This window comes from Microcoleus sp. SVA1B4 (assembly GCF_036700545.1).
Classification (GTDB): Bacteria; Cyanobacteriota; Cyanobacteriia; order Cyanobacteriales; family Microcoleaceae; genus Microcoleus.
Genome location: NZ_JAUBPB010000027.1, coordinates 43,349 through 62,076, shown reverse-complemented (window position 1 = coordinate 62,076; position 18,728 = coordinate 43,349). Strand labels below are relative to the sequence as shown.

The 18,728-nt window shown below is 43.0% G+C and carries 11 protein-coding genes, 1 tRNA gene and 1 pseudogene; 3 read left to right on the top strand and 10 right to left on the bottom strand.

The genetic code is table 11. From position 1 onward, the window contains the following. The first annotated feature begins 102 nt into the window (after positions 1 to 102). Positions 103 to 1,098 (top strand): pentapeptide repeat-containing protein, encoded by a 996-nt coding sequence (locus tag QT987_RS14750; protein WP_333056353.1) that lies wholly within the window; start codon positions 103 to 105, stop codon positions 1,096 to 1,098. Between the two features lie 91 nt (positions 1,099 to 1,189). After that, a complete protein-coding gene (locus QT987_RS14745) occupies positions 1,190 to 2,524 on the top strand; it encodes a serine/threonine-protein kinase (RefSeq protein ID WP_333211270.1) in 1,335 nt (444 codons plus the stop codon). Between the two features lie 198 nt (positions 2,525 to 2,722). Here QT987_RS14745 and QT987_RS14740 read toward each other — a convergent pair whose 3' ends face one another. From QT987_RS14740 to ndhL, 5 genes are all read right to left on the bottom strand, one after another. After that, positions 2,723 to 5,152 (bottom strand): ATP-binding protein, encoded by a 2,430-nt coding sequence (locus QT987_RS14740; RefSeq protein ID WP_333211328.1) that lies wholly within the window; start codon positions 5,150 to 5,152, stop codon positions 2,723 to 2,725. 1,212 nt (positions 5,153 to 6,364) lie between these two features. Beyond that, positions 6,365 to 7,000 carry a DUF6658 family protein gene (locus QT987_RS14735; RefSeq protein ID WP_333056350.1) on the bottom strand — a complete coding sequence of 212 codons (636 nt, stop codon included), beginning with the start codon at positions 6,998 to 7,000 and terminating at the stop codon, positions 6,365 to 6,367. An 893-nt stretch (positions 7,001 to 7,893) separates the two neighbouring features. Beyond that, positions 7,894 to 8,691, bottom strand: coding sequence for a tryptophan synthase subunit alpha (gene trpA, locus QT987_RS14730; protein ID WP_333241203.1), 798 nt, complete (start codon positions 8,689 to 8,691; stop codon positions 7,894 to 7,896). Positions 8,692 to 8,996: 305 nt separating this feature from the next. Continuing rightward, positions 8,997 to 9,302 (bottom strand): DUF3007 family protein, encoded by a 306-nt coding sequence (locus QT987_RS14725; protein ID WP_333241200.1) that lies wholly within the window; start codon positions 9,300 to 9,302, stop codon positions 8,997 to 8,999. Then, positions 9,303 to 9,518 (bottom strand): NAD(P)H-quinone oxidoreductase subunit L, encoded by a 216-nt coding sequence (gene ndhL, locus QT987_RS14720; protein ID WP_193972727.1) that lies wholly within the window; start codon positions 9,516 to 9,518, stop codon positions 9,303 to 9,305. Positions 9,519 to 9,716: 198 nt separating this feature from the next. Between ndhL and QT987_RS14715 the strand changes: the two genes are divergently transcribed. Next, a tRNA-Leu gene (locus tag QT987_RS14715) sits at positions 9,717 to 9,801 on the top strand. A gap of 279 nt (positions 9,802 to 10,080) precedes the next feature. Here QT987_RS14715 and QT987_RS14710 read toward each other — a convergent pair. The 5 genes and pseudogenes from QT987_RS14710 to QT987_RS14690 all read right to left on the bottom strand — a co-directional run bounded on the left by QT987_RS14710 (position 10,081) and on the right by QT987_RS14690 (position 18,650). Beyond that, the gene (locus QT987_RS14710; protein ID WP_333241198.1) at positions 10,081 to 11,988 is read right to left on the bottom strand and encodes an ATP-binding protein; all 1,908 of its coding nucleotides are present in this window, start codon (positions 11,986 to 11,988) and stop codon (positions 10,081 to 10,083) included. A 150-nt stretch (positions 11,989 to 12,138) separates the two neighbouring features. Beyond that, positions 12,139 to 13,029, bottom strand: coding sequence for a phosphate/phosphite/phosphonate ABC transporter substrate-binding protein (phnD, locus tag QT987_RS14705; RefSeq protein ID WP_333241195.1), 891 nt, complete (start codon positions 13,027 to 13,029; stop codon positions 12,139 to 12,141). Positions 13,030 to 13,391: 362 nt separating this feature from the next. Further along, positions 13,392 to 13,777: pseudogene (locus QT987_RS14700) on the bottom strand (7-cyano-7-deazaguanine synthase). Positions 13,778 to 13,909: 132 nt separating this feature from the next. Beyond that, positions 13,910 to 15,685: an ATP-binding protein gene (locus tag QT987_RS14695; protein WP_333241193.1), complete on the bottom strand. Its 1,776-nt coding sequence runs from the start codon at positions 15,683 to 15,685 to the stop codon at positions 13,910 to 13,912. Positions 15,686 to 15,926: 241 nt separating this feature from the next. Beyond that, positions 15,927 to 18,650 (bottom strand): DNA methyltransferase, encoded by a 2,724-nt coding sequence (locus QT987_RS14690; protein WP_333241190.1) that lies wholly within the window; start codon positions 18,648 to 18,650, stop codon positions 15,927 to 15,929. Between the last annotated feature and the right edge of the window lie 78 nt (positions 18,651 to 18,728).

Below are 18,728 nucleotides of genomic sequence, written 5' to 3'. Positions count from 1 at the left end.
CTTAAGTCAGGGGCTAGACAAACTAATTCCGCCTGCGCGAACAGAAGAATTTTAACAATTCTAGAAATAGCAGATTGTACCTAATTAACAACAAAAACAAATATGAATGCCAGCGAAATTTTAAGGCGATATACATCAGGAGAACTAGATTTTCAAGGTATGAATCTCAGAGGGGTATACCTGAGCGGTGCCGATTTAATTGGCGTCAATTTAAGTAATGCTGACCTCTGGGGTGCAAACTTAGCGATGTCGTACCTGAGCAGAATTAACCTTCAGCGCGCCAATTTAACTAATGCAAAGCTGTGCGGTGCTAACTTAAATCAAGCAAACTTGAGCGGAGCAAATTTGTCCGATGCAGACTTCCACGGAGCGACTTTGCAAGGTGCAGACTTTCGCAGAGCCAATATCTCTTTGGCAGTTTTTATTGATGCAAATTTGAGCGATGCAGATATGCGAGGTGTGAATTTGCAAGGTGCAGATTTGCGCGGGGCGTGCTTGCGGGGTGCAAATTTGCGGAAGGAGGTGCGGATTTTTGAGGGTGCAAATTTGCGGGGTGCAAATTTGCAAGGTGCCGATTTGCGGGGCGTCAATTTGCAAGGTGCCGATTTGACTAAAGCTAATCTCAGTCACGCGAATTTGACAGAAGCATCTCTGGGGGAAGCAAATCTGACTCAGGCGAATTTGAGCGAAGCTATTTTAGATGGCATATATTTGACTGAAGCAACTTTGGTAGAAACAAATTTTTCCTGGGCTGTAATGACAAATGCTAAGTTGGAAAGAGCTGTGTTAATTGATGCTGAATTTGCTGGCGCTAACTTGCGGGGTGCATTTCTTCCTGATGTTAAGTTGAGCAATGCTAATTTAGTTATGGCTGACTTGAGTCGAGCTAATTTAGTGAGGGCTGATTTAAGTCGAGCTAATTTGAATCAGGCAAATTTGAGTGAAGCTGATTTGACTGATGCTTACCTGGCTAGAACAGATTTGCGGGAGGCAATTTTGCACCGCACAACTTTGATTAGGGCAGATTTGAGCACTGCTAATTTAGCGGGGGCTCAGTGGCGCGGTACAATTATGCCGAATGGAGAAATGCACGGATAATTACTTGTACTAGCAATTTAACGCTCTCGGGAAAATAGTTAATTTAATAGTTAAGGAAATTTCATATAATTAAAAAAAATAGTGCAATGCTGTGTTAAATCCAGGAAAAATTTTACAAGAACGTTATCAATTGCAACAGCGTTTAGGGCGCACAGCGACCGGTCATCAAACTTGGCGAGCAGTAGATTTAGAGTTTCAAGAACAGGTGACACTAAAAATGTTAGCTTTTAGCCCGGAAATGCAGTGGGAAGAACTCAAGCTCTTTGAAAGAGAAGCACAAGTTTTGCAGGCGCTAAATCATCCCCGCATTCCTTGCTATCGAGATTATTTTTCCCTGGAGAGGGAAGCCGGATCGGGATTGCCTTGGTTTGGGTTAGTGCAAGATTATATTCCGGGGTTTTCGCTTCAGGAATTGTTAGAAAATGGTCAGCATTTTTCCGAAAAACAAGTACGAAAAATTGCCACTGAAGTTCTGGAAATTTTAATTTATTTGCATGAATTAAGTCCCCCGGTTTTGCACCGAGATATTAAGCCGAGTAATTTAATTTTGGGGGAAGATCAGCAGGTTTATCTAGTAGATTTTGGTGCGGTACAAGCTCAAGCGGCGGTGACAGGTGTAACGTTTACAGTGGTAGGAACGAGTGGCTATGCACCCTTAGAACAGTTTTGGGGGCGGGCGGTGGCGGCTTCGGATTTGTATGCTTTGGGAGCTACTTTAATTCATTTGTTAACGGGGGCGACTCCTGCGGATTTGCCACAGAAAGATTCTCGGATTCAGTTTAGCGATCGCGTGAGTGTCAATCCTACTTTGGTAAGCTGGATTGAGAAGATGACGGAAATCGGGTTAGAAAAGCGTTTCCCCCTGGCTAGAGAGGCTTTAGCCGCTTTGAAATCGGGCAACATACAAGGAGCTAATCTTCAAATTGCGACTGTTCGGAAAATTGCTAAACCGCCTCACAGTCTCATTCAAGTTAGCAAATCAGCGACGGAGTTACACATTAAAATTCCGGCTGTCTTAGTCAGAAAGCCTTTATTCTCTGCTTATCTAGGAACAGTAATGCTAATGATATTCATCCCGACAATTATCCCCTTTTTAACAGGAGAATTGAGCATAGGGGTAGTAATTTCGGTACTTATAATAGGTTTCTTAGTTAAGGTTATTTTTGAGATAAAGCAAGTTAAATTTAATCGCAAATTTTTTAAAATAACACATCAGGTATTGGGGTGTAAATACTTACAAGAAACAGGAGAAATATCAGAAATCTTGGGTGCTTTCATTCACAATAACTCTCTTTCGGGAAATCAAATCAAGATTCGTGCCGGTAACGATATGGGAACTTACTTTTATGTTGTAGCAAAAAATTTGAAAGAGGTTGAGGCGGCTTGGTTAGCGCAAGAAATTCAAGATTGGTTAAATTTAAGATAAATTTTTGTAGGGCGAAGCCTTGGTGATTAATTTTTTTTGTATAATAGACATCTCCCAACTCAAAATGGGTGACGCGCTCACTTATAGGGTGTCTAAAATACAACTTTAAAAGAGTTATGCTAAGGCTTTCAAGAAAAGACCCGAATTAAAGTCAGTATATGTTATTACCCGATCGCCCAAAAAACATTAAATTTTAATTCAATTTTCTCCCTTCACAGGCAAAACGATCGCAAACTCAGTGCCAATTCCCGGCTCGCCATTCACTTCGATGCTTCCGCCATGTTTCTCTACCGCAATCTGGTGGACAATTGCCAACCCCAATCCAGTTCCTTTTCCGACACCTTTCGTCGTGAACAAATGGTCGAATATCTGCTGTTTAATTTCCTCTTTGATTCCGGTGCCGTTATCAGCTATTTTAATTTTAATGTACCCTTCGCCAACTATATCAGTGCATATCGTGATGCGGTTGGGATTGGCGGTAATTTCGCTAAAAGTGCGTCCTATATTTGACTCTTCTAAGGCATCGATCGCATTGGCAAGGATGTTCATGAAAACTTGATTTAATTGACCGGGAAAACATTCTATTTTAGGGAGATTGCCGTATTTAGTGATAACTTCGATCTGCGGGCGGTGTTCGTTTGCTTTGAGGCGGTGTTTCAAAATTAAAATAGCGCTATCAATGCCTTCGTGAATATTAAAAGGAACTTTGTAGTCTTTGTCGCCTCGCGAGAAGGTACGCAAACTGTTGCTGATGCTGCAAATGCGTTCGCATCCGAGTTGCATTGAATCAATCATCTTTGGTAAATCTTCCAAAAGATAATCGATGTCTATCTCTTCGGCGTGGTCGGCAATTTCCGATGGCGAGGCCGCGGAGCGATACAATTCTAAGTGTTCGATTACATCTTCCAAACTCCTTTTACCTTCGCTTAAATTGCCAGAAATAAACCCAATCGGATTGTTGATTTCGTGGGCGACTCCGGCGACTAAATTGCCCAAAGCTGACATTTTCTCGCTTTGGACGATTTGCAGTTGTGCTTGCTGTAAATTTTTTAAAGTTTGTTCGAGCTGTTGATTTTGCTCTTGCAAAAGTTCTGCGGCTCGCTTGCGCTCGGTGGCATCCACGCCCAAACCGATAATCCCGATTGTCTCGCCCTGGGAATTTTTTAACTGCACTTTGGTGACTTCTAAATAGTGCAGTTTGCCGTCAACAAGTCTGAGAGTTTCGCTGGAGTAATGCGGCGAATCTTGGGCAAGGCAGGCCGCATCTGAAACCAGACAGTTCGCTGCATTCTCTCCGAGTATATCTTTGTAATGATCGACAGCTAAAAACTCGCTCAGGGGCACGCCCACATCTTCACAAAATGTCTTGTTGAAAAACTGTACTTTACCTCTAGGATTAACCATCCAAATCCAAATCGGAGCGACATCAAGAATTGCTTGCAGCATTTGTTTCTGCTCCGCAAGCTGAGCTTCGGTTCGGCTAATTTTTACTAGCGATCGCTCTAATTGTTGGTTATAATCCTGATATTTTTTATAGAGCAGAGCATTTTGCAAACAGATGGCTGCCTGGGAAGACAGGAGATTGAGAAGTTGCAGTCGATCGCGGGTAAAAACTTTTGCGGTTAAGCGATTTTCCAGATACAAAATGCCGACTAAGCTGCCTCGATCGAGAATCGGCCAACACAGCAGGCTCTGCGGTTGATATTTGAGGATGTAGGAGTCGGAATCCCAATCACGTTGTTGAGTGAGATCCCGAACAATCACAGGTTTCAATAAATTTTTAACGCAGTCAACAATTTTGAGGGGCAAGATATCGCTGTTGTCATCGAGTTTTGCGGATGATAAGTCGATCGCCCACTCGACTCCCGAATTGTCGAGCGTGCTGGTAGCCGCGATTTCCCATTGATTGCCGTTTGGTAAAATCAGCGCTCCTTTGTCAGCTCCTGTATTTTTCATCGCCAGTTGCATGAGTTTGGCAATCAGTCGATCGAGTTCTCTTTCACTAGAGAGCGCTTGACAAGCTTTGAGCAGTGTTGAAAAATTCCCGAAATCTGAGACACTCGCCGAAACAGACGGATGAATGGATGGATGAATGGATGGATGAATGGATGGATGAAGCGATTGATTTTGCCCAGCAGGTGTTGGAAAATTTGCTAATGAATTTGCAGGGAGTTTTGCCTGTTCTAAAATCGGTTTTAATAATTGAGGATAACGTTTTTCTAAGTCATCAATTTTTGCTCTGTCTCCCCAGCGGACATAGCAATCATAGGCATCTATCATGTAGATTCTGGCAATTTTTTCCCTTCCTAATGACAGGTAAAATTTAGCAGCGAGTTCGCAGGCAAGAGCTTCTTCATTGACATATTCGTTAGCTTTAGCTCCGGTAATAGCTCGATCGTACAATTCCATTGCTTCTGCTGTCTGTCCCAAAACGCCCAGCAATTCTGCCTCAACCAGATCGAACTTGTGTTGGTAATTGATCGGCGTATGGTGCGCGAATTCTTTGAGTTTTTTCTGACTAGCCCCAACGCGATCAAGGATTTGTTGGCGCTCCGCCGGTGGGGCCTCTGCATAGATTGCCAAATCTGCCAGCGCATCATAAAAGTCGTGCATCATCGTTACTAGCATCAAAACACAATTCCCAAGATAAGGTTTACCTCCATTTCCCCTGTCGATTGGCTGCGGATTACTGCTCTAATATATCCTGAATCCGTGGCCTCTTTTTGCTAAATTTTATACACCTCTATATAGCAGGTAACAGTCAAGATTAATTGAAAGATTGGAAGGTTTAATGTATTTGTAAATAACCGGTCTGCATTTCAGTCTGTCGAAAATTTTTCTTCTGTTTAGGACTATTTCTACCGATGCAATTAACGGTCGCTAATGCAACTTTTGGAGATTTGGGCAGCACCGCCTCTCGGAAATCCTCCGCCACAATAGCGTAGGTTTGAGAATTTTAGCGGCGGGTTGTCGGTCTTTCTCCCCCATGAATCGATCGATAGCCGATCGAGAATCTGTGTACGATTGCGCGATTGCGCGATCGAGCGATACCCCGGTATTACCCTAGTCAAATATACTCCATTTATTATTGTGTCCATATTGGCTGACCTCAACCCAGACATTAACTTGACAAAACTTGGTCTATCTATCTTAGGGCATAAACACCATAATTTTCGAGCTGTAGATCAAAAAATCAAATTATCTATTAAAAAATAATGTTTTATACTTGAGCGATCGCGATTAAAGCTGTTTACTTACGTATAAGTTTCTGCTCTTAATCTCAAAGGCGATTAAATAAACGCAAAATTCCGTATAAACACTGCCTTGTCATGTATTGAAAAATACACACCTTAATTAATTGAATTTAATATAGCTCGATCGCCCAAATTTCCGCAAAGCCGATCGAAAAGTTATTACCTTAAAAAGTCCAAATACAATCTATATATATTATAAAGAATCCGTCGTGAGAGCAGTGGCATTCCAGTCCCCCGAATTTATCTCGCGCAAGTCAATGCTTCAATTCTTTAATCTTTAATCTAAAATCGATTTACCGAAAGCATCCAGGATACAGGCCCCGAATTTATCTCGCGCAAGTCAATGCTAAGATCTCAAATCTCAAATCTCAAATCTCAAATCTCAAATCTCAAATCTCAAATCTCAAATTGATTGACTTTACCTACATTCCGACAGAGGTTAAAACCCCTGTCGGAATGTAGCTTCCAGAAAAGGAAACAGCGTTATTTGAGATTAGTAGTCTGTCGCTCTTTGGGCCTATCGTTGAGTTCAGTCAATATCTCGATTCACTTTCGAGCAAATATCGTCTGAGGCATCTTGAGCCTTCTATCTTGCATCTCGTGCTGCATCATTGATATTTTCTTGGCCGCCGGCGGTATTATATCTCAGAGACTCAGTACCCTCTGATACTCTTTCTTTTGCTCCCTCGGTGGCTTCTTTAACAATATCTTTTGCTCCCTTCAAGCCTTCGCGAGTGTTTTCTTTAAGATTAGCAAAGCCTTGTTTGGTTTTGTCGCCAAAGTCATCAGCTTTCTGCTGGGCGGTGCGAGCATCCTCCTTGATCTTTTCGCCAATTTGGTCGAGTTTTTCAGGCGCATCATCCGCTACCCGCCGCACATTTTCACCTACATTGTTGCTAGATTTCGTGTCAATGCGGCGCTGCGCTTGATCTTTGAGAAGCTGAGCTTTTGCTTCTGTTGTTGTCATCTTTTTGTTTCTAGGATCGACATCGCTGTAATCGTTCATGCCGCCTTTGAATTCGGACGTTACAGCGCCGCTCGGCACTTCTTCTCTAATTTGGTCGGCAGTTTTTCCTTTTCCTGTCATCACATCAGTTTTTCCTGCCATAATATCAGGGGCGCTGCTGCAGGCCGTACTCACAAATACTAAAATGCCAGCCAGAAAAACTGTTAAAATTTGTACAGCTCGAATTTTTTTCAGAAATGCAGTTAGTGTCTTCATAAAAATGCTCGGTAAGTGGGAAACAAGCGTGGCTTGAGCCCTGAGAAGGAAACGACGCGGCGGTTTCAACCGCTTTGAATCGCCTTTCGGGGTTGGAGAGGTATGGTTGCCCCTCCGATGGAGATATGGTTGTCTCCTTTCTCCCTTGCGGGGTAATGTTCGCCTCGACCTGGTTATAAAGGCTTGTTAGACCTGCAACACTGTTTCAGTGACTTTAAAACTGTTTAATTGCAGATGACAGAGCGGAAAACTGGCGTCGCATTCACCGGTGTCGTGACCTAAATAACGTCTCCGCCATGCGGGGGGTCTGGTCAGAACAGCTTGCAATTTCTTACAAGCTCAGTGGCACTTAGCCCTGAGTTCCTGACAAAAATGCTCCTTTCTATTGTGAGATGCTCAAATGCCTGGTGGTTTTGTAGATGGCTAGCCTTACCAAATTAGGCACTTAAACACTTTTTTAAGTATACGAATAGAAACCGTAGCTTTTCATCTATCCCAAGTTACATTCCTCAAGTTATAGTAGGAGGAAGAAGGAAGAAGGAAGAAGGAAGAAGGAAGAAATAAGAAGGAAGAAGGCTCTTCAGCTTGGCGAGCGGAGAGAAATCACCAATCAGGAAGAAGGAATGAATAATCCTCAATCTTTTACCCATTATTAAAAGTCGCAGCACAGCCCACCGGAGAAGGCAAAGTCGTTTGCATACATAGCTGTTTGGTTCTCCATGCCTGCAATAGGTGGAAATGTTGTGCGTGTTCGGCTCAAAAAAAACCTTCTAGTCAGGAACTAGAAGGAATGTGGTGTATTATCTCAAGTACAACAAGGTCTTTAATCGCAATTGTGATGGCACATCCCGATCGCACACATCTGTCTAATGGCTGAAAGTATTGTACAGTTACTAAGGATTTTGAATCGCTGTTTTTAGACTTTTGCAGAATTCGCCGATCGCCTCTAAGCCCTGTTCTGGAGTACCTTCTGCCAACCGTTTGACAAATGCACTGCCAACAATCGCAGCATCTGCACCCCATTCTTTCACTTGGCGAGCGTGTTCGGGTTGCGATATACCAAACCCGACCCCGATGGGTTTGTCGGTGACGGCGCGAAGTTCTTGCAGCAACTCTTTTGCTCTCGTTTCTAAGCCTTCGCGTACTCCCGTCACCCCCGTCACACTGACTAAGTAAATAAATCCTTGAGACTGACGAGCGATCGCTTCTATACGGCTTTTGGGACTTGTCGGAGCAACTAATAATGTTAGTTCAATCCCTAATTTGTTGGCAGGTTGGATGAGACTGTCTGCTTCTTCTAAGGGCAAGTCTGGTACAACCAATCCCTGAACTCCAGCACTTTTGATTTGCTGCAAGAAGGTTTCTATACCTCGGTACAAAATCGGGTTGTAGTATGTGAAGAGAATGATGGGCGATCGCAAATTCGGACTAACTTTCGCTACCATTTCCAGCACCGCATCTAACCGCGTTCCCCGCTGTAGGGCCCTTGTAGCGGCTGCTTGAATTACCGGCCCGTCAGCTAGCGGGTCAGAATAGGGAACGCCAAGCTCGATCGCATCTGCACCATTGTCATCCAAAATTTGCAGTGCTTTAGCCGTTGTCTCCAAGTCTGGGTCGCCAGCAGTAATAAAAGGAATCAATGCACATTGGTGGTTCTTGCGTAACTTTTCAAAACAATTAGAAATAGTCATTAGTTATTAGTCATCAGTCATTGGTTGTTGGCAGTTGGTTGTTGGCAGTTGGTTGTTGGCAGTTGGTTGTTGGCAGTTGGCAGTTGGTTGTTGGCAGTTGGTATTAGCTAATAACAACTAATATCATGTCCGAGCGATTAACCATAATAGCCCGGTCGGGGCGGGTTTTTGAGATTGTCAATTATGGGCGGTATTGTTTGTGAACCCGCCCCTACAAAAATCGCGATCGCTCGACCGGACATGATATAACAACTAACCACTGACAACTAACAACTAACCACTGACAATTGACAACTAACCACTGACTAACTATCTTTTTCCTGCTCAATTTCGGCTTGAAGTTTGGCTAATTCTTCAGGAGTGAGTTCATCGAGTTGCTTCTGCAAGACAGCTTCTTTGTAGTCTTGCAATTGCTGGCTGTAGGTCATATTTTGAGTCAGTGCTCGAAATAAATAAGTCACCAGCCAGCCAATCAAGCCAGCAACCAAAAACAACTGACTCCAAATCCCGGCATTCATACTGTCGAGTCCGGCAAATTGCAGTAGCAAGTAGACAAACCCACCTGCTACAAAAAAGCCGACACTGATTCCAATTACGTCAATACGTCGCATTTAGGCTTCTATCTGCCGCCGTTTGGGCCGAAAATTCAAAAATGGAGCTAGGAGAAACATACCTGGGAAGAAGAAGAACATCAAGAAGTACATGAAGCCACGCTCAAAAGAGGTAGCGACGTACCAGCGGCTGTTCAGGTAAGCGTAGGTGGCCGCGGGTACTACCAGGAGGTAGGCTCCTGCCAAGACGGCGTAAAGCAGTAAGGTAATATACATAGATTTGCTTTAGGGGAATAATAACACCGGTAAGTCAGTTGACACGCTCCGTTAGCTGGTTAACTATTGTACCGCTTGCGGAGATCCAGCGCGACTTTTGGGAATTTTTTGATTAGGGGTTGCGTAAATCGGGGTTTTGCCTGTAGAATAAAAGGCTGTTGCTGTTAGTGGCTCAAAACCACAGCAGCTTGACCAAAGGGGGGCGTGGCGGAATGGTAGACGCTACGGACTTAAAATCCGTTGACCCGAAACGGTCGTGTGGGTTCAAGTCCCTCCGCCCCCATCCATTTCCATCATTTGTGATTCAACGGTTTCAGATTTCTTGTCACCAAGAGTTCTGTTTTCCGCTCAATTTTCGCGCTAATGGTTTTTTACTAAGTCCAAAAGCGCCTCTATATCTGCCCAGTTCGCCCCGACTTTTTACGTCGGGCTGTCAACTGGTTGAGCAAATCGGCTGGTTTGGGAAATTGGGCGGCTGTCGGAGCTGAGTTTAAATAGTCGAATAACAAATTATGTGCCGTCGTTAACACATTAATGTCCTCAAAATAGACAATATCTAGCTTCAAGTTTGAGATGAGGCGGGGAGTGCGATCGCAAACTCTGCTCCCCCTCCCAAAGATGAAATTACCTCTATTTTTCCCCGATGTTTTTCCACAATTTGGTAGCAAATTGCGAGTCCGATACCAGTGCCTTTTCCTGGTTCTTTAGTTGTAAAAAATGGGTCAAATAGCTTGTTTTGGATTGCGGATGGAATGCCAGGGCCGTTATCGCAAATTCGCACCAGAATTTGGCTACTGTCCAACTTTTGCGTCTGAATTAAAATCTGAGGATTTTTCCCTTTTTTAGAGTCATGGGATGATTGTTCTAGTGCATCTATCGCATTTGCTATAATATTCATAAATACTTGATTTAGCTGCGCTGGATAACACTCTACTTCTGGCAAGTCTCCATAGTTTTTGACAACTTCAATTCCCTGCTTGAGCCGACTGTTCAAAATCAACAGTGTATTGTCAATGCCTTCATGAATATCAACTAATTTCATTTGAGATTCATCTAAGCGAGAGAAATTTCGCAAAGACAAAACTATTTGCCGGATGCGTTCTGAACCTATTTTCATAGATTCAAGAAGTTTTAGTAAATCTTCTGTGATAAATTCTAGTTCTATTTCTGCGATTTCTTCTGCGATCGCCTCTGTGGGTTGCGGGTATTCCTGCTGATATAGACGAAGTAAATGCAGCAAGTTTATAATATACTCGTTGGCATATTCTAGGTTGCCGTGAATAAAGTTAATAGGGTTGTTTATTTCATGGGCTACGCCTGCCACCATCTGCCCTAAACTGGACATTTTTTCGGTTTGAATTAACTGGGTTTGGGTGTGTTTAAGTTGGTGAAGCGCTGCTGTAAGCTCTTCTGTTCTTTCTTCTACTCGCTCTTCCAAAGTTTGGCGACCCAGCTCTAATTCATCGGTGTATTCTGCTACCCATTGAACTAATTGATTGATGGATTTTGCTAAGGTTCCTACTTCATCTTCTGTGGTGACAGGTGCTTGCAAATCAAAATTTGCTTGTTGAGTAATAGTTTTAGCAACGCTGGTTACAGCTTGGATAGGGATGGCGATCGCGCGGCTGGTACAGATGGCTAGAAAAGTAGCGATCACAACTGAAACTAACATACTCACTACGATGATTTGCACTCGCAATTTCTCAGCTATATTAAAATTAACAGAGGCTTGTCTTTCCTGTGCATTAGCTACTTCTGTCATCAAGCTCAAACTCTCTGAGAGTCGCTCAAACTTAACATCGAGCTTAACAGCTCTATCCCCTCTGATTAAATCCAATACTTGCTGCTGCGCCTGTTTAACGTCCTCTGGTTTTAGTGAGGAGGGAGCTATTTCTTTCCAAAAAGAGGTGAGCAATTTAGAATACGAATCTGTCGCAGTTGTGTAACCGTCTAATAATTCCTTTAATTCAGCATAATTTACTGCTAATTCTTCCGAGTATTCTTCACTAAAAGTGTCTATTTCTGCAATATTTTTTTTAACTGCATTAACATCTTTCGAGAACTTAGCAGTTTCATATTCAAACCAGATTGAATCTCCCAAGATAGATATTAGTCGTTTGGGATGTGACTGGACTACCTGCACGGAATATTCTAAATCCCTGAGCAAATCTTGTTGATCGTCGGCGAAGGTTAAAGCTTTGAAAGCTTGCTTTTGGTAATAGTCTCCACAGATCATTCCCCCTGTGGTTCCTAGTACGGCTATTCCAATTGCTAGGGAGTAGCCATAATTAATTTTTTGGGCAATGCTTAAGCGAGAAATGAAACGGTTAATTGCAGTGAAGGGAGTTTTTTTGAGAGGATTTTTGATGTCGCGAGATCCTTCAGTGACAGCGGCATTATTTTTTCCTCTATTTAGGATAAGGTTTTTGAACCTCACAGCCCTATTCTCTCCCTGTTCAAACTTTTGCATACTGGCAACCTGAGCTAAATTTTAACAACTTTATCAATTAGTAAATGCACGTAAATAAACTTTCTGATTCCTAGTACCAAATCTTCCTTATAGTTTATGGATTAAGGGCTAACGCCCTACTACAAAGTAGGCATTAGATAAAACTTAACCTTAAAAAACATTCCCCTGACCAATAGCTTTATAAACTTCACGAATCATGTTATAATCACTGTCGTTTGCTGGCACCAGTTTAGCTCCTTGATACTTATCATTATCTTTCCCAACTAAAATTGCTTCAATTAGCTGATCTTGATTTTCGACCAGGCGATCGCGAATTTCTTCAACAAGAGTATTAGGCAGATTACTACTAGCAACAAACAAATCATTAGGTAAGGGTTGCCCTGTGGCAATAATCCGAAAATCCTTGGTTGACAAACTGTCTGTTTTGAGTAAATCTTTGTATCTATTCACACCAATTGCTAAGGCATCAACTTGGTCTTTTTTGAGAGCCTGCAAACCCTTGATTCCCAACATTGAGATTTTGAAGTCGGATTGGGGATTTAAGCCAGCATCCAGGAGAATTTTAATCGGGCTTAGATGACCACCAGTTGCACCTATTTCCCACATAGCTATTGTTTTACCTTTCAATTGTGCTGCGGACTTAATTTCGCTATTGGCACGAACAAGAATAATTGAGTGATAGTCGGGGCGGGTGATGGCAATGATGGGAACAGCATTTGTCCGGGCCCGCATAATCACATATTCAGATGGCCCTGTTAGAGCTAGTTTTAGCTGACCAGACTGGAGAGCTACTGCTGCTTCTATATAGTTATCGACAGGGAACAATTCAATTTTTTTCTCCAAAACTTCCCCAAGAACAGTGCGAAAGGTTTGATAATTTTGCTGCAAATCTTCTGCACCATGAACATCAGTCACAGCAAATTCAAGGGTTTCAGGTTCACTTACGGCCAAACTGGAAGAAGTGCGATTAGATTGATTTACTGTTGTAGAACAGCTTGCTACAAACAATAGCGATAACCCAACAAAATGCCGCCGCTTCATAATTTTTAGGAGTTTGAGTGGCAGTTGAAAATTGCATAACTATTATAAGCTATTTGGAAGCAAGTTTCATTAAAATAGATTATCCGTTGGTTAAGCTTCAGTCAACTGTTGTGGCAAAATTATTAAGAAAATTTTTATCGAGGGGTTTTATGGTTGCGAGTATCAGGCAGCGGATATTGTAAACTTAACTCATTAAACGCTGCCAGCTTTAACTCAGGAGCGCTAATTAAATAACTTACAATTTTAATTGTTATTGTGGGATGGGCGTCCCGCCCGTCCTTTTTGGACGGGCGGGACGCCCATCCCACTTTCAAGAGTGGAAGTTATTTAATTCTCATTCCTCACAGGAATCGCCAACGCCGTCAGCAATCAGCAACTTTACCGCCGCCGTAACAAAACCAAGTTTTTTTGCAAGGCACTCCCCCATTATTGCCTAATTTAATGATTGCTGTCTTTTTTAGCTCAATCAGAGGTATTAAGATAGAGAGTGCATCGCCTTCTCTCCCCTATTATGCCCCGATCCGAAATACTTCTTGCATGGCTTGAATATAATGGGGGCGACAGTCTCGATAGCCGGAATAATCTAAGTGTTGACACTAATGTAAACGCGATCGGCGTTGAGAGTTTCGACCCCGGAGATGCCAAAACTTAGAAAAATTGTATTGCGATCGATAACGTAGGTGATGGGCAGGCTTTCGGAGATTGGATCGAGGGTGCGATCGCGCTTAAGCGTCTGGCTATCCTGCAACCGCTTTGAAGGGAGCGATCGCCTCAACGGATCTCTGATGGTGTACAATCCCGTATCACCAGCACGCCTCAAGAGGACTTTGATTGTCTAATTTTTGCACGTCCAAACAAAAACGAAGTCGCCCCGCGAATATTACACAGCAACTGGCAAAGTAATCACAAATTCCGTACCCTGTCCTATTTGAGAATTCACCTCTATTTTGCCTTGATGCTTGGCAAGGATTTGATAGGAAATAGCCAATCCTAATCCAGTACCTTTGCCGATCGACTTTGTAGTAAAAAATGGGTCAAAAATCTGTTGGGCACAGGCTGCTGCAATTCCCGGCCCGTTATCCCGAATCTTGACGGTGACAGTATTGTCGGCTGTAATTTCCGTGCTCACCCAAATCGTTGGCGAATAGCCTTTGTCTTCCTTTTTCACCTCCTCCAGCGCATCTATTGCATTACTAATAATATTCATAAATACTTGATTTAGTTGCGCGGGATAGCACTCAACCGCAGGCAAATTGCCGTAGTGTTTAATAACTTGAATACCTTGTTTGAGCCGATGATTGAGAATTACGAGGGTGCTATCAATTCCTTCGTGAATGTCGGCTGATTTCATTTTTCCGTCGTCCGATCGCGAAAAATTCCGCATGGATACGACAATTTCGCGAATGCGATCGGCTCCCATTTTCATCGAAGAGAGGGTTTTTGGCAAATCTTCTCTGAGAAATTCGAGTTCAATGTCTTCGATGCGCTCTAGAATGGCATCTGGTGGGTTGGGATAGTATTCTTGATAGAGAGTTACCAAACCTGCCAAATCTTCGATGTATTGGTTGGCATAGTCAATGTTGCCCCCGATGAAGTTGACAGGATTGTTGATTTCGTGGGCTATCCCTGCCACCATTTGACCGAGAGATGACATTTTTTCGGTTTGAATTAATTGGGATTGAGTTTCTTTGAGTTCTTTTGTATACTCACTAACTCGCTGAATCAATTGATTGAAAGAGACAGCTAAAACTCCTATTTCGTCGTCGGTTGTGACTGGTACTTGCAGGTTAAAATTCGATTCGCGAGCGACTTGCTGAGCGACATTAGTGACGGTTTCGAGGGGTTGGGCGATCGCGCGGCTGGTTTTGTCCGCTAGCGCCGCGGCGATGAGTGCTGAAATTAGCATACTTCCGAGAATAATTCGGTTTCGCAAATTTTCAGATTCTTCTAATGCTTGGGTTCCTTCCTGTTTGTGAATTTCTACTTGAGAAATTAGCTCAGTTAAACGTTGAGCGAGGTTATCTAGTACGATCGCCTCTTGGCCGCTGCTAGTCCTCAACATTTGTAGCTGTGCGGACTCGATGCTGTTGGGGGGCAAATTCCAAACTTCCGCTTCTTTTAACTGCAATTTAATTAGCTGACCGTAGTAATCAATGACGAGGGCAGATTTCTTCAATATAGCGTGCAATGCTGCCTCTTCTGTTGCTAGTCTGTTGGGATGTTCTCGTGCGAAAGATTCAAGTTCTGAAATCAGGATTTTGGCCTGATTGATTTGCCCAAAAAAGCGATCGTGTTCGTATTGCAGCCACACGGCGTTTCCCAAAACGGCCGGCAATCTCGCCGCGTGCGATCGGGCTTCAAATACGGTATTTTGCAAATTTTGCAGCAGTTGCTGCTGCTGCCCAGCAACATTGACCTGAACTAAAGCTTGCTGGTGAAAGTAGTCTCCCAATCTCAGTCCCGCACCAGTTCCCAAAATCGCTATGCCGATAGCTAAAGCATAGCCATAGCTGATTTTTTGACCGATACGCAAATAGTTGAATCGTCCTTTTAGCCAACTTATATTAATATTTGAATGGTGTAACAAGGTTTTTTTAGCAGAGTGTTCTTGCTCTACTTTGCTATCTTGGGGCTGAGTGTGGGTAAAGAATAACATTGAAAGCTCCTCCCAAAACAATCAGGAGTAATTGAGCGAATAAATGCAGAAGGCACTTATGCTGAAAGCAGAAAGCTGTTTTGAGTGTTTAATTTTTAAATTTTAAATTTTTAACTCAAAAATCACAACTCAAGACTCAAGGCTTCCCCTAGTATCTCTCTTTTTCGACTAGAGTGTTTGTGATCTATATCAACAATCTATGTGATTATACGCAAATTTACAAAAGTTATGATAAGAGCGATTAGTATTTGTAGTCAGTTGGAACACAAGCCCCAACTACCGGCTCTCCCCGTTTTTCTTGTTCTGCCAGTTCTAGGTTGAATTCCAGCACTTTTGCTAAAATATCGTCGCTGTCAGTAAATCCATAAGCTGCATTACATTCGCGATCGAGCGCTTCATGAAGTTTATAAAGTTGACTTGTGGGTTCTTCAAAAAACTTATTGTAAAGTTGAGTAATTCCCCACTGCTTTGCGGACATTTGTTGAGTGCGGTATTGATGCAATTCGACCGCCGTTGCCCGAATTTGCTCTACTGATTTACGAGTCGGTGTCTGGGGAAATGCGAAAGTTTCAAAGCAGGTATTGTGGGTGTATGCGATATCTCCTTTGAGAGTTGATTTTTGAGCGTGCATCCAAATTCGGTGAATGTTAGATGAGAGAATGCCGAGAATATAAAAGTCTTCTGAGGCAACAACTACTGATTTGTCTCCCGGCAGCCAACTAACGGGAGCGGGAATGAAGACAGCCCACTTTGAGACTCTCGGTACGGTGAAGTAGTCAGATAAGGGGGCGATCGCCTTTCTCATTCCTTGATTAGTACGCTTAAATCTCCACCACTTTTCTCGCAGAATAGCTTCGCGGTTTTGCTCGCGTTCAGGTTTAACATGAATCCTAATATGCTCTAGTGGTAGTTCGTAATTGCTAGCTTCTTCAATACTCATATCATTAAAATCAATAATCCAGCGTTCAGGCGTACAATTAGGATTTTTTGCGAGATTTGCCCCCATTGAAAAAAGTTTAAGAACCTCTTGATTTTTCGCATCAGCTTTAATCCAATCATTAACCTGCTGTTGAGTAACAATAAACCCCATTCCCACTGGAATTACACCTTGAAAGCATTTGTTTGAGTTCGCTGACAACCGGGCAGCTTGAGAAACATCAATCGTAGCTTGTAGCGAAGAGTTAATACTTGAAACCGCGAGATTATCTAAATAATAAAGTTTCTGCTTTTCCTTGCTCCAGTTAATCAAACTAACATGAACCTTAGCTTCTCCAGACCAAGGCTGAGTAGAAACGGCTGCATAAATGTAACCGCCATTTTGCGCGACATAATCTAAAGCAGCAGCACGACTTTTACCTTGACTAATTGAATTAGTAGCAACTAAACCAGCCCTGCCATTTAGTTCTAAATTGTTGTGAGCAATGCGAAACCAATAAGCACAAAAATCAACCGAATCTTTCACATCTGGAAAGCGTTTAAACACGCGGTCAATATATTCATCTCCCAGGGCAATCCTCATGTGCTTTCCCCCTAAAAACGGAGGATTCCCGATAATCGCGTCAGCCTTCACCCAATCAGTAAATAAAGCATCAGCACAGACAATATTTTTATCCAAAGTGTCTAAAGGCAGAGAAGGTTCTTTCAATCCCAAATTATCGATCGCCACCTTGCGGCCAATCATCAGTGTCACCCGCGCCAACTCCACCGCAAACGAGTTAATATCCATGCCATAAAATTGCTGCGGCGTGACTAAATTCATATAACCTCTTGTACCGTCGAACTCGTTTAGCTTATCTAAAAGTAACTTTTCAACTTGCTTGAGTTCCTGATAAGCTACATACAGAAAATTACCCGAACCGCAAGCCGGATCTAGGACGCGATAGCGACCTAATTCTTGGTGCAGATTTTGCAGTTTGGCTACGGTATTTGCAGCGTTAATTCGCTCTTCCCAGTAATAGCTAATTGTGGGCAAAACAATGCGACGAATGTCTCCCTCAGTAGTAAAGTGAATCCCGTAAGCGCGGCGCTGTTTTTTATCTATTTTCAAAGCGGATTCAAAGATATTGCCAAAAATAGAAGGGCGTACCTGACTCCAATTTTGTTCGGCACAAGCTTCTAATATTTTCAACTCTCCCTGTTGCAGTTCAATGGGATGTATTTCAGAAAACAATCCGCCGTTGAAATACTCGACTCCTTCATAACGTCCTTCCGGCGTGACTCCCTGCTGATTCATTGCTTGAAATAAGCCGCCCAAGACCTCGTAAGAACTTGCTCCTTCCAGACAATCTTTGACGCAGCGAGTAAAGAGTGCCGACGGCAAAAGTCCCCTATCTTCGGCAAACATTGCTAAGACGCATTGCAACACAAATCGCTGGGCCTGAAACTGATTAAATTTAGCAAATTTGCGCTCTTTTCCGCGATCGATTAGCATTTCCAGTAGCATCCCCATTCTGCTAGCAGCTTTTTCGGTAATCTCGACTTGGTTGTTTTTGAATATGGGGCGGCGGCTGGTAGATTCCATGAAGGCAAAAGCGGGCGATCGCGCGGGCAATTGCTTTAGGGATATAATGTCTACAGGCTGATCCGGCTGAAGGTCGAAATCGTAAATGTGAAACTCGTCAAAATTGCACATCATCACGTAGCGCGGGCGATCGTCTTTTTTGAGGCGAATATAATAGCGTTCTGTTTGGGTGCGGTGTTCTCTTTTAGTCAAGTCTTCGCCCCGTTTTTTCATTTCAATCAAAACGTGCTTTTTCCACACCAAATCAGCAAATCCAAGTAGACCTTTTTTGCTGCTTTTTTCTATACGTTCCTCATAGGTTGCGCCTGCTTCTAATGCCCCCTCGTGGCCGAAAGCCCGAAAGAAGCGGTCTAAAAATACTTGTGCTTGTCCTTTTTCATCGCCTGTAATGTGTTGCTGGCAGTAGCTAACGAATTTCTGGAGGCTTTCAGGGGTGGCTGGCATGGGAGGATAATTTAAAACGCATATTAATACCATTTTTCTAAAGATGTGCTATGGATGAAGTCTTAGCCCCCCCGCGGG